The organism is Enterobacter sp. ENT02 (genome assembly GCF_019219165.1).
In the GTDB taxonomy this organism is placed as follows: Bacteria; Pseudomonadota; Gammaproteobacteria; order Enterobacterales; family Enterobacteriaceae; genus Enterobacter; species Enterobacter mori.
In genome coordinates this window covers 547,275-564,174 of record NZ_JAHUWD010000003.1, presented here as the reverse complement: position 1 = coordinate 564,174, position 16,900 = coordinate 547,275, and the positions used below count along the sequence as shown (strand labels likewise).

Here is a 16,900-nt window from a genome sequence, read left to right as displayed (position 1 = left end):
AACACATTAAGGACCTGGCATGTCGGACCATGAAAACCTGCTGCTGAAGCTCCGCCAGGAGGCTTCCGGATACAGCCCAACGCAACAAAAACTCGGCGAGTTTGTCCTCAACGATCCTGCCCGGGTGCTCTACCTGACGATCACGGAACTGGCGCGCGAGAGCCACACCAGCGAGGCCAGCGTAACGCGTCTTTGCCGCACGCTGGGCTGCAAGGGCTATAACGAATTCAAAATGGCGCTTGCGCTGGATATTCAGCAGGGCCAGCCCGCGCGTCAGTCGGGGGATGACATTGATAACGTCGTGGATGAGTCGGTGCAGGCTTTGCAGGATACCGCCAGACTCCTCGACCGCGGGCTGCTTGAAAAGGCCGCGCTGGCGCTGCATCAGGCGCAGTCCGTACAGATTTACGGTGTCGCGGCCAGCGCGATCCTCGGGGAGTATCTGCACTACAAGCTGCTGCGGCTGGGAAAACCCGCGCAGCTGTTTAGCGATATGCACCGCGCGGCCATGAATGCGACAACGCTTTCGAAAGAGACGCTGGTTGTGGCCATCTCCAGTTCGGGTTCAACGCGGGATTTACTCCACGTGGTGAAACTTGCCCGCAAGCGCGGCGTTAAGGTTCTGGCACTCAGCAATACACCCCGCAGCCCGCTGGCGTCTCTGAGCGACATGCAGCTGGTTGCCGCCAAACCAGAGGGTCCCCTTAGCGCAGGCGCACTCAATGCTAAAGTTGGGGTGATGCTGCTGGTCGAGCTGCTGACCACGTCCATGATTGCGCTGGATGGTCATTACGGCGACGTTAGCCAACAAACGGCAAGCGCCACGCTGCCGCTTCTGCTTTAGAAAATAAAAAACCCGCCGAAGCGGGTTTTTTCATAAGAACGAAAGTTCAGGCTTATGCCTGGCCTTTGATCTCTTTCAGACCGTTGTATGGTGCTTTTTCGCCCAGCGCTTCTTCGATACGAATCAGCTGGTTGTATTTAGCAACACGGTCAGAACGGCTCATAGAACCGGTTTTGATCTGGCCTGCAGCGGTACCCACAGCCAGGTCGGCAATGGTAGCGTCTTCAGTTTCGCCAGAACGGTGAGAGATAACAGCGGTGTAACCAGCGTCTTTCGCCATTTTGATCGCAGCCAGAGTTTCGGTCAGAGAACCGATCTGGTTGAATTTGATCAGGATGGAGTTAACGATGCCTTTCTCGATGCCTTCTTTCAGGATCTTGGTGTTGGTTACGAACAGATCGTCACCAACCAGCTGGATTTTGTCGCCCAGTACTTTGGTCTGGTATGCGAAGCCAGCCCAGTCAGACTCGTCCAGACCGTCTTCGATAGACACGATTGGGTACTGTTTGGTCAGGTCTTCCAGGAAGTGAGTGAACTCTTCGGAGGTGAATGCTTTGTTGCCTTCGCCAGCCAGAACGTATTTACCGTCTTTGTAGAATTCAGATGCTGCACAGTCCATCGCCAGGGTGATGTCTTTGCCCAGCTCGTAGCCTGCTGCTTTAACTGCTTCAGCGATTACAGCCAGAGCTTCTGCGTTAGAACCCAGGTTTGGCGCATAGCCACCTTCGTCACCAACAGCAGTGTTCATACCTTTAGCTTTCAGAACTTTAGCCAGGTTGTGGAACACTTCAGAACCCATACGTACTGCTTCTTTCAGGGATTTCGCGCCAACTGGCTGAATCATGAATTCCTGAATATCAACGTTGTTGTCTGCGTGCTCACCACCGTTGATGATGTTCATCATTGGTACAGGCATGGAGTATTTGCCTGGGGTGCCGTTCAGTTCAGCGATGTGCTCGAACAGTGGCTGGCCTTTCGCTGCTGCTGCTGCTTTGGCGTTAGCCAGGGAAACAGCCAGGATTGCGTTCGCACCGAAGTTAGATTTGTTTTCAGTACCGTCCAGATCGATCATGATCTTGTCGATGCCAGCCTGGTCTTTGGCGTCTTTGCCAAGGATTGCCTGAGCAATAGGACCGTTTACAGCGCCAACCGCTTTCAGTACGCCTTTGCCCAGGAAGCGGGATTTGTCGCCATCGCGCAGTTCCAGCGCTTCGCGGGAACCAGTAGAAGCACCTGATGGAGCAGCAGCCATACCAACGAAACCACCTTCCAGGTGAACTTCCGCTTCAACGGTCGGGTTACCACGGGAGTCGATGATTTCACGACCGATGACTTTAACGATTTTGGACATTAGATTTTCCTCAGTACAAGTTAAACTAAAACTCCAGACAAACAACGCGTACCAGAGGTACGCGTTGCCGTTCTAACTTTTTTTACTTCGCCTGACGCTTCTGGTAGTCGCTGGCGGCCTTCACGAAGCCTGCAAACAGCGGATGCCCGTCGCGCGGCGTAGAAGTAAATTCCGGGTGGAATTGGCAGGCAACGAACCATGGATGGTTAGGCACCTCGATGATCTCGACTAACTGATCATCCCCGGAACGGCCCGCAACACGCAGACCCGCAGCTTCAATCGGTTTCAACAACATGTTGTTGACTTCATAGCGGTGACGATGGCGCTCGGTGATGGTTGGCTCGCCATACAGCTTGCGAACCACGCTATCGTCGGACAGCTGGCAGGCCTGTGCGCCAAGACGCATAGTGCCACCCAGATCGCTCTTCTCGGTACGGACTTCGACGTTACCTTCTTCGTCGCGCCATTCAGTGATAAGCGCCACTACAGGGTACTTACAGTCTGGCACAAATTCCGTAGAGTTCGCGTTTTCCATTCCCGCTACGTTGCGCGCAAATTCGATCAGCGCAACCTGCATACCCAGGCAGATGCCGAGGTATGGAATATTGTTTTCACGCGCATAGCGCGCGGTGGCGATCTTGCCTTCTACACCACGGTAGCCGAAGCCGCCAGGGATGAGAATCGCATCCAGATCTTTCAGAATTTCGACGCCACGCGTTTCAACATCCTGCGAATCAATCAGCTTGATGTTCACGGAGACGCGGTTCTTCAGACCACCGTGCTTCAGCGCTTCGATGACTGACTTATAGGCGTCCGGCAGTTCAATGTACTTGCCGACCATACCGATAGTCACTTCACCAGCCGGATTGGCTTCTTCGTAAATAACCTGTTCCCATTCAGACAGGTTAGCTTCCGGACAGTTCAAGCTGAATCGTTTACAAATATAATCGTCCAGGCCCTGTGATTTCAACAGGCCCGGGATTTTATAAATGGAATCGACGTCTTTCATTGAAATAACGGCTTTTTCAGGCACGTTACAGAACAATGCAATTTTCGCACGTTCGTTCGCTGGAACCGCGCGATCGGAGCGGCAAACCAGGATGTCTGGCTGAATACCGATGGAGAGCAGTTCTTTTACTGAGTGCTGAGTCGGCTTGGTTTTCACTTCACCTGCGGCGGCCATGTACGGCACCAGGGTCAGGTGCATGAACAGCGCGTGCTCACGACCAATATCGACAGCCAGCTGACGAATCGCTTCAAGGAATGGCAGGGATTCGATATCACCTACGGTTCCGCCGATTTCGACCAGCACCACGTCGTGCCCTTCGCCGCCCGCAACGATGCGTTCTTTGATTGCGTTAGTGATGTGCGGGATAACCTGAACAGTTGCCCCCAGGTAGTCACCGCGGCGCTCTTTACGCAGAACGTCTGAGTAGATGCGGCCAGTCGTGAAGTTGTTACGACGGGTCATTTTGGTGCGGATGAAACGCTCGTAGTGGCCAAGATCCAGATCGGTTTCAGCGCCGTCTTCAGTAACGAACACTTCCCCGTGTTGGATTGGGCTCATGGTGCCCGGATCGACGTTGATGTACGGATCCAGTTTCATCATGGTCACATTGAGGCCACGGGCTTCAAGAATGGCTGCGAGGGAGGCTGCGGCAATGCCTTTACCCAGAGAGGATACGACCCCGCCGGTCACAAAAATATAGTTCGTTGTCATGCTGAACCTGAGAAGTTAGGGTGAAACGATGGAATAACCAGGACGGGAAAGTAGTATACCCGAACACGGCGAGCGCCACAAACTTTCATTCTCCGTCTCCATTCCAAGCCATGACAAACATAAGGAGTGAGAAAATAGCCCCTTTTGGGTAAATGTTTTTGACGCAAATCAAGCGCTTGTCATTTAAAAAATCACACAAATTGCGCTTGATCGCAAAATCTCGTTAGAGATCATGTTCCTGGCGTTTTACTTCCTGCCAGACTTCTTCCATGGCTTCGAGGTCGATTCCGGTCATTTCCAGGCCGCGTGAGGCCACAATCCGCTCAACTTCGCGAAAGCGTCGCTCGAACTTAATGTTGGCTTTTTGCAGGGCGGTTTCCGCTTTTACACCCAAATGGCGCGAAAGATTTACGGTCGCGAAAAGCAGGTCTCCCATCTCCTCTTCCAGCTTTGCTTCATCCACAACCGCCTGCTGCGCTTCATGCATCACTTCGTCGATCTCTTCATGCACTTTATCCAGCACCGGCCCCAAGGAGTCCCAGTCAAAACCCACGGCGGAGCAGCGTTTCTGGATTTTATGCGCGCGCATCAGCGCGGGCAGACTTAGCGGAATATCATCTAGCGCCGAGTGCTGGGATTTTTCGGCCCGCTCGGCGCTTTTTATCTGCTCCCAGCGAGCCAGCACTTCCGCGCTGTTGCCTGCGGTGGCATCGCCAAAAATATGCGGATGGCGGCGCTCCAGCTTCTCGCTGATGGCAGCGCAGATGTCGTCAAAGTTAAAGCGCCCTTCTTCCTGTGCCATCTGCGCATAGAACACCACCTGGAATAACAGGTCGCCCAGCTCGCCGCGCAGGTCGTCAAAATCCTCGCGTGAAATGGCGTCCAGCACTTCATAGGTTTCTTCGAGGGTGTACGGGGCGATGGTGGCGAAAGTCTGCTCCTTGTCCCACGGGCAACCGTTCTCCGGGTCGCGCAGGCGTTTCATGATGCCGAGCAGGCGGTCGATTTGAGTCATAATCTGTTCCATTAAAAAACAAGCCGGGTGGCGGCAAAGCCTTACCCGGCCTACATAAGAAAGTGCAGTTAACCGCCGTGCAGACGACGCGCGTCTATCACATCCGGCACCTGGTTCAGTTTGCCGAGCACACGGCCCAGCACCTGCAGGTTGTAAATTTCGATGGTCATATCAATGGTGGCAAGCTGCTCGCGGGTATCGCTGCGGCTGGCAACGCCCAGCACGTTAACCTTCTCGTTGGCGAGAATGGTCGTGATGTCGCGCAGCAGGCCGCTGCGGTCATTGGCGGTGACGCGCACCACCAGCGAGTAGCCTGCAGAGTAGCTTTCGCCCCAGACCGCTTCCACGATACGCTCCGGCGCATGTGACTGCAGCTCTGCAAGCTGGTCACAGTCTGAACGGTGGATCGAAATCCCGCGCCCCTGAGTGATAAAGCCAACGATATCATCACCTGGAATAGGCTGGCAGCAGCGGGCAATGTGGTGCATCAGATTGCCCACGCCTTCCACGACCACCCGGCCGTTATCTTTGCTGCGCTGCTGCGGCGCATGGGTTTTCTGCTGCAGCTGCTTCAGCGCCGCCGCATCCTGCTCCGCCGCACTTGGCTTGTTGAACTGCGCCTGCAGGAAGTTCACCATCTGATTCAGACGGATATCTCCGCCGCCAATGGCCGCTAACAGTTCGTCAAGCTCGTTGAAGTTGTAGCGTGGCAGCAGGAATTTCTCCGCCTCTTTCAGGCTGATCCCCACATGCTCCAGTTCGTCATCGAGGATCTGGCGACCGGCAAGGATGTTTTTATCGCGATCCTGCTTGCGGAACCAGGCGTGGATCTTGGAGCGCCCGCGGCTGGTGGTGACATAGCCCAGGTTCGGGTTCAGCCAGTCGCGGCTCGGGTTGGGCTGCTTCTGGGTGATGATCTCAATCTGATCACCCATCTGCAGCTGATAGGTGAATGGCACGATTCGTCCGCCGATTTTCGCCCCGATGCAGCGGTGCCCCACATCGCTGTGGATGTGGTAGGCGAAGTCGAGCGGCGTGGAGCCCGCGGGCAGGTCGACAACGTCCCCTTTCGGGGTAAAGACGTAGACCCGGTCGTCAAAGACCTGGCTGCGCACTTCATCGAGCATTTCGCCGGAATCAGCCATCTCTTCCTGCCACGCAATCAGCTTACGCAGCCAGGCGATGCGGTCTTCGTGGCCAGAACGCGCGCCGCCGGACGTACCCTCTTTGTATTTCCAGTGCGCGGCCACGCCCAACTCGGCGTCTTCGTGCATCTGTTTGGTGCGGATCTGGATCTCAACCGTTTTGCCGCCGGGGCCAAGCACCACGGTATGAATAGACTGGTAGCCGTTCGGTTTCGGGTTCGCCACATAGTCGTCGAACTCGTCCGGCAGGTGGCGGAAGTGAGTATGTACTATCCCCAGCGCGGCGTAGCAGTCCTGCAAACGCTCCGCCACAATACGCACGGCGCGCACGTCAAACAGCTCGTCAAAGGCGAGGTGTTTCTTCTGCATTTTGCGCCAGATGCTATAGATGTGCTTAGGTCGACCGTAGACTTCGGCGCGCACGTTCTCTTCTTTCATTGACTGACGCAGCCCGCTGACAAACTCGTCGATGTAGTGTTCACGATCGATACGGCGTTCATGCAGAAGTTTGGCAATGCGCTTGTATTCCGCCGGGTGCAGATAGCGGAAGCAGTAATCTTCAAGCTCCCATTTCAGCTGACCGATACCTAAGCGGTTCGCCAGCGGCGCATAGATATTTGTACACTCCTTGGCGGCAAGGACGCGCTCGTCTTCCGGCGCATCCTTCACTTCGCGCAGGTGCGCAATACGTTCGGCAAGCTTGATGACCACGCAGCGGAAGTCATCCACCATGGCTAGCAGCATTCGCCGGACGTTATCAACCTGTTCTGAGGAGACGGAATCGGTATGGGCAGCTTTAAGCTGGCGGATGGCCGCCATATCGCGCACGCCGTGGATCAGCGCGACGACGGAGGTTCCGACGCTGTCACGCAGCACGTCTTCGCTGACCACGTCAGCATCGGCAAGCGGGAACAGAAGCGCGGCCTGCAGCGTTTCGATATCCATGTTCAGCATGGAGAGAATTTCGACCATTTCGATGCCGCGCCACAGCAGCAGCTCGGCGTCAGGATGTCCCTGCGTGGTGCGCAGACAATAGGCCCAGGTTTCGGTTAAGCGTTCACACGACTGCTGGCTGGAAATCCCCAGACTTGCGATCCATTTTTGAGGGTCAAACTCACCAGCTTTATTAAGATGTGCACTTCTTACCGCAACCATCGTCCTCTCCTTTAGGGACCAGGGCCTGTCGAAGTCGACAAGCCAAACAAATTAGATGTGCTCAAACAACGCCATCGATTCCAGATGTCCAGTGTGCGGGAACATGTCCAGCATTGCCAGACGCTGAATCTGGTAACCCGCACTGATTAATGCCTCGCTGTCCCGGGCAAGCGTCGCCGGATTACAGGAAACATAGACCACACGCTTCGGCGCGAGTTTAATAATATGTGCCATTACGCCCGGAGCACCGGCACGTGCCGGGTCGAGCAAAATTTTATCAAAGCCCTGTTTTGCCCACAGCTGTTGAGTCACATCTTCCTCAAGGTTTTGATGAAAAAATGTCACATTTTGCAAGCCATTCTGTAGAGCGTTTTCCTGTCCTTTGGCGACCAGCGCCTCAACGCCTTCCACACCCACCACGTTTGCCGCTTTCTGCGCCAGGGGCAGCGTGAAATTACCCATACCGCAGAAGAGATCGAGCACCCGGTCGGTCGGCTGGATATCGAGCCAGTCCAGCGCTTTTTCAATCATCTGCTGATTCACGCCGTCATTGACCTGGATGAAATCCCGCGGGCTGAACGTTAAGCGTAGCCCGTTTGACGCATACCAGGGAGCCTCTCCCGTAACCTGCTCAAGTATCTCGCTTTGTGGTGCCAGGAAAAGCGCAAGCTTGTGGGAATGCGAAAAGCGTTCCAGTTTTTCGCGATCTTTTTCGGACAGCGGCGCAGTATGGCGCAGCACCATCAGCGGGCCGTTGTTAGCCAGAACCAGCTCCACGTGCCCGAGATGGCGAACACCTTCGAGCCCGGACAGACACTGGTGCACATCAGGGAGCAATGCCTCAAGTTGGGGCACCAAAACAGGGCACTGCTTTATATCCACGATATCGCTGGCGCTGGATTTACGAAATCCCATCTCCAGCCGCTCGGTTTTTAGCTGATAACTGAGGCTCAGGCGCGCGCGCCGACGGTAGCCCCAGGGCTGCCCGGCGATAATCTCGTTAACCTCATGCTTAAGCTGACGCGCCAGCGCGCTGCTTTTACTTTTTTGCTGTAAAACTACGCTGGCATGCTGTTGCTGGCAGCCCCCGCAGACGCCAAAATGGGGGCAGCGAGGCACTTCGCGTTCCGGGCTATCGCTCAGTCGGCGCTTTACCTGGCCGCGCGCGTACTGGCGTTTATCTTCCGTCAGCGTAATTTCTGCTCGTTCTGATGGCAGCAAACCTGTTATAAACAGTGTCTTACCGTTGTGCCGCGCCACACCCTGCCCAAAGGGATCGAGGTCCGTGGCTTCAACAGTTATGATCTGACGCGTCGTCACGCGTCGCTTTGCAGAGTAGAATTGCGCCATCGCTGAGATTTTTCTCACATATAAACATAATTGTCCTAATTGTCCCATAACGGAACGCCATGACCAACTACAGCCTGCGTGCACGCATGATGATTTTGATCCTCGCCCCCACCGTATTGATCGGTTTGCTGCTGAGTATCTTCTTTGTGGTGCATCGCTATAACGATTTGCAGCGACAGCTGGAAGACGCCGGAGCCAGCATTATCGAACCGCTGGCGGTCTCCAGCGAGTACGGGATGAACCTGCAAAACCGGGAATCCATTGGTCAGTTAATTAGCGTCCTGCATCGTCGTCATTCGGACATCGTGCGGGCTATCTCCGTTTATGATGAAAACAACCGTCTGTTTGTTACCTCGAATTTTCACCTTGACCCGACGTCCCTGAAAATTCCTGACGGCACGCCGTTCCCGCGCCATCTCACCGTATTGCGGCGAGGGGATATTATGATCCTGCGCACGCCAATCATCTCCGAGAGCTATTCTCCAGATGAATCCGCTCAGTCTGAAGCCAAATCCAGCAACAACATGCTGGGATATGTGGCGCTGGAGTTGGATCTCAAGTCAGTCCGGCTGCAGCAGTACAAAGAAATATTTATCTCCGGCGTGATGATGCTCTTCTGTATCGGCATTGCGCTGATTTTCGGCTGGCGACTGATGCGTGATGTGACGGGGCCGATTCGAAACATGGTCAACACCGTTGACCGTATCCGTCGCGGCCAGCTCGACAGCCGCGTGGAAGGGTTTATGTTGGGCGAGCTGGATATGCTGAAAAACGGCATCAACTCAATGGCGATGTCGCTGGCGGCGTATCATGAAGAGATGCAGCACAACGTTGACCAGGCCACTTCCGACCTGCGCGAAACGCTGGAGCAAATGGAGATTCAGAACGTCGAGCTGGATCTGGCCAAAAAACGCGCCCAGGAAGCCGCGCGCATTAAATCCGAATTCCTTGCCAATATGTCACACGAGCTGAGAACCCCGCTGAACGGCGTAATCGGCTTTACCCGTCTGACGCTGAAAAGCGAGCTTAACCCCACCCAGCGCGACCACCTGCATACTATCGAACGTTCGGCCAACAACCTGCTGGCGATCATTAACGACGTGCTGGACTTCTCGAAGCTGGAGGCGGGCAAGCTGATCCTCGAGAGTATTCCGTTCCCGCTGCGCGGCACGCTGGATGAGGTGGTGACGCTGCTTGCGCATTCGTCACACGATAAGGGGCTGGAGTTGACGCTCAATATCAAAAACGATGTGCCGGATAACGTCATTGGTGACCCGCTGCGTCTGCAGCAGGTCATAACCAATCTGGTGGGTAACGCGATCAAGTTTACCGAGAGCGGCAATATCGACATTCTTGTCGAAAAGCGGGCGCTCAGTAATAACAAGGTACAGATTGAGGTGCAGATCCGCGATACCGGTATCGGCATACCGGAGCGCGATCAGTCGCGTCTGTTCCAGGCATTCCGTCAGGCGGACGCCAGTATTTCCCGCCGCCACGGGGGGACCGGCCTGGGGCTGGTGATCACCCAAAAACTGGTAAAAGAGATGGGCGGCGATATCTCCTTCCACAGCCAGCCTAACCGGGGTTCAACCTTCTGGTTCCATATCAATCTCGATCTCAACCCGAACGTCATGACCGATGGGCCAGTGACTGACTGCCTGAAAGGGATGCGTCTGGCCTACGTTGAGCCAAATGCCGCAGCGGCACAGTGCACGCTGGACGTGTTAAGCACCACGCCGCTGGAGGTTGTGTACAGCCCGACCTTCTCTGCGCTTGCCGTTGAGCACTACGATATCCTGCTGATGGGGATCCCGGTCACCTTTACGGGCGAACTGACCATGCAGCAGGAGCGCCTGGCGAAAGCGGCATCAATGACTGACTACCTGCTGCTGGCTCTGCCTTGCCATGCACAAATTAACGCCGAAGAGCTGAAAAACGATGGGGCCGCCGCCTGTCTGCTCAAACCGCTCACGGCCACACGCCTGCTGCCTGCACTCACCGAATACTGTCGTCTAAGCCAGCACGCGCTGCCGCTCGTCAGCGACGAGCAAAAGCTGCCGATGAGCGTGATGGCGGTGGACGATAACCCGGCAAACCTGAAGCTGATTGGCGTGCTGCTGGAGGATCAGGTTCAGCATGTGGAACTGTGTACTAGCGGTGCGCAGGCAGTGGAACAGGCTAAACAGATGCAGTTCGATTTGATTCTGATGGATATTCAGATGCCGGGTATGGACGGAATTCGCGCCTGCGAGCTTATCCGCCAGCTCCCGCATCAGCAGCAAACGCCGGTTATTGCGGTGACCGCGCACGCCATGGCCGGACAGAAAGAAAAATTGCTGAGCGCCGGGATGAATGATTATCTGGCCAAGCCTATCGACGAAGAGAAACTGCATAGCCTGCTGGTGCGCTACAAACCGGGGCATATTGGCGGGACGTACATGGTTGCAACAGAATCGCCGGAGATTAGCGTCAACCAGAATGCCACCTTCGACTGGTCGCTGGCGCTGCGCCAGGCGGCAGGGAAAACCGATTTAGCCCGCGACATGTTGCAAATGCTGGTCGCCTTCCTGCCGGAAATCCGTAATAAAGTTGAAGAACAACTGGTGGGAGAAAACCCCGAAGAACTGCTGGAAGCCATCCACAAGCTGCACGGCAGCTGCGGCTACAGCGGGGTGCCGCGGTTGAAGAACCTTTGTCAGTTGCTGGAGCAACAGTTACGCGCCGGTACGCCAGAATCCGAGCTTGAACCCGAGTTTCTGGAGCTGCTGGATGAAATGGATAACGTGACGCGGGAAGCGATGAAGGTGTTAGGGAGCTGATATAAAAGCCCGGTGGCGCTACGCTTACCGGGCCTACAATTGCGGGTGCGGCCTGATGCCCTCCCACAGGGAGAGGGAAAACTACATTCCCTGCCCCACTTTCAGCGCCGCCGCGATATTCCTTGCGGCCATCCTGACATTCTCGCTGGCATTTTCCAGCGCATCCTCCAGTGAACAGATGGTGTAAATCACGCTAAACACGGCGTCGATACCGTGCTCATGCACCACACCGACATCCGCCGTCAGGCTGCCCGCAATCCCGATAACCGGTTTGTTAAAGCGTTTTGCGACTTTCGCCACTCCAACGGGCACTTTACCGTGGATAGTCTGACTGTCGATGCGGCCTTCGCCGGTGATCACTAAATCAGCATCGGCGACCTGATCCGCGAGATGCAAGGCATCGGTGACGATCTCAATCCCCTGACGCAGCTGAGCGCCGCAAAAGGCGTATAACGCGGCCCCCATCCCGCCCGCCGCACCGCCGCCGGACAGGTTCAGAACGTCGATATCCAGATCGCGGGCGATAACCTGCGCATAATGGGCAAGCGCGTTGTCCAGGGTGACAATCATCTCTGGCGTCGCCCCTTTCTGCGGGCCAAACACCGCAGTGGCTCCCTCCTCCCCCGTTAACGGGTTGGTGACATCGCAGGCAACCTCAATCCGGCACGCTTTCAGCCGTTTATCGAGACCGGTAAGGTCAATATGTGCCAGCGTGGCAAGTTCGCCGCCCCCGAGTCCGACAGGCTTCTGAGCGGCATCCAGCAATTTCGCGCCCAGCGCCTGGACCATGCCCGCGCCGCCGTCGTTGGTGGCACTGCCGCCAATGCCGATAATGATATGCTTAACGCCCGCGTCCAGCGCATGACGGATGAGCTCGCCGGTTCCCCACGAGGTCGTTTTCAGCGGGTTGCGCTGCGAGGGTGGCACAAGCTCCAGACCGCTCGCCGCCGCCATTTCAATAAACGCGCTTTGATCGTCACCGGATAACCCGTAGAACCCTTCAACAGGCTCCCCCAGCGGACCTGTCACCGGGACATGAATGATTCGCCCCTGAGTGGCCGCAACCATCGCCTCGACGGTGCCTTCGCCCCCATCGGCAACCGGTAATTTTACGTAGTTAGCCGAGGGAAAAATCTCGCGAAAGCCGCGTTCTATCGCTGTCGCTACCTCAAGAGCACTCAAACTTTCCTTATACGAGTCCGGTGCGATAACAATTTTCATAAGCCATCCTTACGCATAGTCATTACGTTAAGCATACACCACGTAAACGACCGCTCATGGGAGCGGTCCCAATGCGTTTATCGTACCATGCACGGACGTTTATTGTCGAATGTCCAGTCCGGGATCAAATACTGCATGGCTATCGCATCGTCGCGCGCGCCCAGACCGTGTTTCAGGTACAGTTCGTGGGCTTTCATCACCTGGTCCATATCCAGCTCAACGCCCAGGCCCGGCGTGGTTGGCACCTGCACCATGCCGCCTTTGATTTCAAACGGCTGCTTAGTAAGACGCTGATTGCCCTCCTGCCAGATCCAGTGGGTATCTATGGCGGTGATCGTGCCCGGCGCGGCAGCGGCAACGTGAGTGAACATTGCCAGCGACACGTCGAAGTGATTGTTGGAGTGCGAGCCCCAGGTCAGGCCGAACTCGTGGCACATCTGCGCCACGCGAACTGAACCCTGCATCGTCCAGAAATGCGGGTCCGCCAGAGGAATATCGACGGACTGAAGGGATAAGGTATGCCCCATCTGGCGCCAGTCGGTGGCGATCATATTGGTTGCCGTTGGCAAACCGGTGGCGCGGCGAAACTCGGCCATCACCTCGCGCCCGGAGAAGCCCTGCTCGGCCCCACACGGATCTTCCGCGTAGGCCAGCACGCCTTTAAGCTGCTTACCAATTTTAATCGCTTCATCAAGCGACCATGCGCCGTTCGGATCCAGCGTGACGCGCGCCTGCGGGAAACGTTTTGCCAGCGCGGTAATGGCCTCCGCCTCTTCTTCCCCTGCCAGTACGCCGCCCTTCAGTTTGAAGTCGTTGAAGCCATATTTTTCGTAAGCGGCTTCGGCCAGACGCACCACCGCGTCAGGAGTCATCGCTTCATCGTGGCGAACGCGGTACCAGTCGCAGTGCTCATCCGGCTGGCTCTGGTACGGCAGTGGCGTCAGCTTACGGTTGCCGACAAAGAACAGATAGCCCAGCATTTCCACTTCGGTGCGCTGCTGACCCTCGCCCAGCAGGGACGCAACGTTCACGCCAAGATGCTGACCAAGCAGATCCAGCATTGCCGCCTCAATACCGGTGACCACGTGGATAGTCGTACGCAGGTCGAAGGTTTGCAGCCCGCGCCCGCCCGCATCGCGGTCCGCAAAGGTGCTACGCACGCCATTGAGAACATTTTTGTATTCGCCGAGGGTTTTCCCCACCACCAGCGGAATGGCGTCCTCCAGCGTTTTGCGGATCTTTTCCCCGCCCGGAATTTCGCCCACGCCCGTATGGCCGGAATTGTCTTTGATAATCACGATATTGCGGGTAAAGAACGGCGCATGCGCGCCGCTCAAATTCATCAGCATGCTGTCATGGCCCGCAACCGGAACGATCTGCATGGAAGTGACTACAGGGGTAGAAAATGTGCTCATGGTTCAATCCTTTTATCAGTGACGTCCAAAAACAGGGCGCTTACGGTCAAATGTCCAGCCGGGGATCAGGTACTGCATCGGGCCCGCGTCGTTACGCGCGCCGCCTGGTAACCTCTTATACGCCTCGTGCGCTTTGTGGATCTGATCCCAGTCAAGCTCCACGCCCAGCCCCGGCGCATCCGGTACGGCAATGCTGCCGTTTTTGATCTCCAGCGGATTTTTCGTCAGTCGGGCTTCCCCCTCCTGCCAAATCCAGTGGGTGTCGATGGCGGTCGGGTTACCCGGCGCCGCCGCGCCAACGTGGGTAAACATCGCCAGCGAAATGTCGAAATGGTTGTTGGAGTGACAGCCCCAGGTCAGCCCCCAGTCGTCGCACAGCTGCGCCACGCGCACCGCACCGGACAGCGTCCAGAAGTGCGGGTCAGCCAGCGGAATATCCACCGAATTGAGCATGACCGCATGGCCCATTTCACGCCAGTTGGTGGCGATCATGTTAGTGGCGACCGGCAGCCCGGTGGCGCGTCGGAACTCGGCCATCACTTCCCGACCAGAGAAACCCTGTTCGGCACCGCACGGATCTTCCGCGTAGGTCAGTACATCGCCCAGACCTTTACACAGCGAGATGGCTTCATCCAGTAACCATGCACCGTTCGGATCCACGGTGATCCGCGCATCGGGGAAACGCTTTTTCAGCGCGCGGGCAGTTTCAATTTCCTGCTCGCCGGGCAGCACACCGCCTTTCAGTTTGAAATCCTTAAAGCCGTAGCGGTCCTGTGCGGCTTCCGCCAGACGCACCACCGCCTCGCCGGTCAGCGCCTCCTGATGGCGCAGGTGATACCACTCATGGTTGCCCGGCGAACGGTCCAGATAAGGCAGATCGGTTTTATTACGGTCGCCTACGTAGAACAGGTAGCCCAGCACCGTTACCGCATCGCGCTGTTTGCCTGGGCCCAGCAGTTCGCAGACCGGGACATTCAGCGCCTTACCGAGCAAATCGAGCAGAGCGGCTTCCAGCGCGGCAACCGCGTTGACGCGCAGTTCAAACGTCCAGGCACCTTTTCCGAAGGTATCAAAGTCAGCAGACTGGTTACCCTTATGCACCCGCTGAACCACTTTGTTCAGACGGGCCACTTCCTGGCCCTCCACCTGTGGAATGGCATCAACCAGCGTCTGGTAAATCACCTCTCCGCCCGGCGCTTCGCCAACGCCGGTATTCCCCGCGCTGTCGGTTAGTACTACGATATTGCGGGTAAACCAGGCGTTATGCGCGCCGCCAATATTGAGCAGCATGCTGTCCTGTCCGGCCACCGGGATGACCTTCATCTCAGTGACGACAGGGCTTGATTGCGTTGTCATCATCCACGCTCCCCTACAGGTTTAAGTTCGACGCGTTTGATATCGCCGACCAGCACCAGGTAACTCAGCACCGCCACCAGCGCATGCACCCCTACGTAAATCAGCGCACCGTTAAAGGAGCCGGTGGTGCCGACGATGTAGCCGATAGCGATTGGCGTAACAATCCCCGAAATATTGCCGAACATATTGAACAGACCGCCGCTCAGGCCGCTGATCTCCTTCGGTGCCGTATCCGCCATCACCGCCCAGCCCAGCGCGCCAATGCCTTTGCCGAAGAAGGCCATCGCCATAAAGCCGATAATCATCCACTCAGCGCTCACGTAGTTACAGAACACCATGGTCATGGAGAGCAGCATCCCGAGCACGATAGGCGTTTTACGCGCGATATTGAGAGAGCCGGTGCGGCGCATCAGCCAGTCGGAAATCACCCCGCCGAGCACGCCGCCCACGAAGCCGCAGATGGCCGGGATCGAGGCAACAAACCCCGCTTTCAGAATCGACATACCGCGCGCCTGTACCAGGTAAACCGGGAACCAGGTGATGAAGAAGTAGGTTAAGGCGTTGATGCAGTACTGGCCCAGATAGATACCGATCATCATGCGCGAGCCAACGAGCTGTTTGATCTGCGCCCATTTCTGGCTGAACGGAACTTTTGCTTTTGCGGATTTCTGATCCATGTTGATCAGCGCCCCGCCCTCTGCGATGTACTCCAGCTCCTTCTTGTTCACGCCCGGGTGTTGATTGGGTTCATGGATCACTTTCAGCCAGATAAAGCTGATGACGATCCCAAGCCCACCCATGAAGAAGAAGACGTGTGACCAGCCCACCTCATGCGTCAGCCAGCCCATGATTGGCGCGAAGATCACCGTGGCGAAGTATTGTGCGGAGTTGAAAATCGCGACCGCGGTTCCCCTCTCCTGTGCCGGGAACCAGGCTGCGACAATGCGGCTGTTCCCCGGGAAGGAAGGCGCTTCCGCTAAGCCAACCAGGAAGCGCAGCGTGAAGAGCGCAACGATAATGCCGAAGCCGCTGAAGATATCGACGAACCCCTGCAGCAGGGTAAACATCGACCAGATAAAGATGGACCAGAAATAGACCCGTTTTGAGCCAAAGCGGTCAAGCAGCCAGCCGCCAGGAATTTGGCCGATGACATAGGCCCATGAAAACGCCGAGAAAACGTAACCCATGCCGACCGGATCAAGTCCGATATCTTTTGCCATCTCAGAACCAGCAATCGACAGCGTGGCGCGGTCACCGTAGTTGAAGGATGTGACGATAAACAGCATCACCACTATCCAGTAGCGAGCGTTAGTGCGCTTCTCTGCGCTGCTCGCCGCCTGGCTTAATGAACTCATAGTTGCACTCCTGAATCATAGCTTTCGCCTGGTTCATTCTGTACAGCACCTGTAGGGTAATCAGAATGAGAGATAAGTGTTCGGCAGTTTTGGTACGGCTGAAGGCCGTTTTATGGTGAAGCGCTGCCTTATTGGGTAACTGACGGGAAAAGTA

At 56.2% G+C, this 16,900-nt stretch carries 11 protein-coding genes; 2 read left to right on the top strand and 9 right to left on the bottom strand.

Annotation, left to right across the window (positions count from 1 at the left end; genetic code table 11):
* The first annotated feature begins 19 nt into the window (after positions 1-19).
* Positions 20-844, top strand: coding sequence for a MurR/RpiR family transcriptional regulator (locus KW829_RS13665; RefSeq protein WP_218308412.1), 825 nt, complete (start codon positions 20-22; stop codon positions 842-844).
* 52 nt (positions 845-896) lie between these two features.
* Here the strand turns inward: KW829_RS13665 and eno are convergent, their stop codons facing one another.
* The 5 genes from eno to rlmD form a co-directional block, all read right to left on the bottom strand.
* Entirely contained in the window at positions 897-2,195 is a 1,299-nt protein-coding gene (eno, locus tag KW829_RS13660; protein WP_010434599.1) for a phosphopyruvate hydratase, read from the bottom strand.
* An 82-nt stretch (positions 2,196-2,277) separates the two neighbouring features.
* Positions 2,278-3,915, bottom strand: a complete 1,638-nt coding sequence (gene pyrG / locus KW829_RS13655; RefSeq protein WP_010434601.1) for a glutamine hydrolyzing CTP synthase — start codon at positions 3,913-3,915, stop codon at positions 2,278-2,280.
* A 223-nt stretch (positions 3,916-4,138) separates the two neighbouring features.
* The gene (gene mazG / locus KW829_RS13650) at positions 4,139-4,930 is read right to left on the bottom strand and encodes a nucleoside triphosphate pyrophosphohydrolase (protein ID WP_089601188.1); all 792 of its coding nucleotides are present in this window, start codon (positions 4,928-4,930) and stop codon (positions 4,139-4,141) included.
* Between the two features lie 68 nt (positions 4,931-4,998).
* Positions 4,999-7,230 (bottom strand): GTP diphosphokinase, encoded by a 2,232-nt coding sequence (gene relA / locus KW829_RS13645; protein ID WP_109082232.1) that lies wholly within the window; start codon positions 7,228-7,230, stop codon positions 4,999-5,001.
* Between the two features lie 51 nt (positions 7,231-7,281).
* Positions 7,282-8,580 (bottom strand): 23S rRNA (uracil(1939)-C(5))-methyltransferase RlmD, encoded by a 1,299-nt coding sequence (gene rlmD, locus KW829_RS13640; protein ID WP_218308411.1) that lies wholly within the window; start codon positions 8,578-8,580, stop codon positions 7,282-7,284.
* 59 nt (positions 8,581-8,639) lie between these two features.
* Here rlmD and barA point away from each other — a divergent pair, with 59 nt between their 5' ends.
* On the top strand, positions 8,640-11,399 hold the full coding sequence (barA, locus tag KW829_RS13635) for a two-component sensor histidine kinase BarA (protein WP_218308410.1): 2,760 nt from the start codon (positions 8,640-8,642) through the stop codon (positions 11,397-11,399).
* Positions 11,400-11,480: 81 nt separating this feature from the next.
* On the opposite strand, the gene KW829_RS13630 is transcribed toward barA, so the two are convergent.
* The 4 genes from KW829_RS13630 to gudP form a co-directional block, all read right to left on the bottom strand.
* Positions 11,481-12,620 (bottom strand): glycerate kinase, encoded by a 1,140-nt coding sequence (locus tag KW829_RS13630; RefSeq protein ID WP_218308409.1) that lies wholly within the window; start codon positions 12,618-12,620, stop codon positions 11,481-11,483.
* A 77-nt stretch (positions 12,621-12,697) separates the two neighbouring features.
* Positions 12,698-14,035 carry a glucarate dehydratase gene (gene gudD / locus KW829_RS13625; RefSeq protein WP_218308408.1) on the bottom strand — a complete coding sequence of 446 codons (1,338 nt, stop codon included), beginning with the start codon at positions 14,033-14,035 and terminating at the stop codon, positions 12,698-12,700.
* A 15-nt stretch (positions 14,036-14,050) separates the two neighbouring features.
* On the bottom strand, positions 14,051-15,391 hold the full coding sequence (locus tag KW829_RS13620; RefSeq protein ID WP_010434631.1) for an enolase C-terminal domain-like protein: 1,341 nt from the start codon (positions 15,389-15,391) through the stop codon (positions 14,051-14,053).
* Entirely contained in the window at positions 15,391-16,746 is a 1,356-nt protein-coding gene (gene gudP / locus KW829_RS13615; protein WP_089601178.1) for a galactarate/glucarate/glycerate transporter GudP, read from the bottom strand. Before gudP ends, KW829_RS13620 begins: the two co-directional genes overlap by 1 nt.
* Between the last annotated feature and the right edge of the window lie 154 nt (positions 16,747-16,900).

Coding starts and splice junctions, on each gene's coding strand:
- KW829_RS13630 (WP_218308409.1), bottom strand. CDS start 12,620: ATGAAAATTGTTATCGCACCGGACTCGTATAAGGAAAGTTTGAGTGCT.
- gudP (WP_089601178.1), bottom strand. CDS start 16,746: ATGAGTTCATTAAGCCAGGCGGCGAGCAGCGCAGAGAAGCGCACTAAC.
- relA (WP_109082232.1), bottom strand. CDS start 7,230: ATGGTTGCGGTAAGAAGTGCACATCTTAATAAAGCTGGTGAGTTTGAC.
- KW829_RS13620 (WP_010434631.1), bottom strand. CDS start 15,391: ATGACAACGCAATCAAGCCCTGTCGTCACTGAGATGAAGGTCATCCCG.
- eno (WP_010434599.1), bottom strand. CDS start 2,195: ATGTCCAAAATCGTTAAAGTCATCGGTCGTGAAATCATCGACTCCCGT.
- gudD (WP_218308408.1), bottom strand. CDS start 14,035: ATGAGCACATTTTCTACCCCTGTAGTCACTTCCATGCAGATCGTTCCG.
- barA (WP_218308410.1), top strand. CDS start 8,640: ATGACCAACTACAGCCTGCGTGCACGCATGATGATTTTGATCCTCGCC.
- rlmD (WP_218308411.1), bottom strand. CDS start 8,580: ATGGCGCAATTCTACTCTGCAAAGCGACGCGTGACGACGCGTCAGATC.
- KW829_RS13665 (WP_218308412.1), top strand. CDS start 20: ATGTCGGACCATGAAAACCTGCTGCTGAAGCTCCGCCAGGAGGCTTCC.
- pyrG (WP_010434601.1), bottom strand. CDS start 3,915: ATGACAACGAACTATATTTTTGTGACCGGCGGGGTCGTATCCTCTCTG.
- mazG (WP_089601188.1), bottom strand. CDS start 4,930: ATGACTCAAATCGACCGCCTGCTCGGCATCATGAAACGCCTGCGCGAC.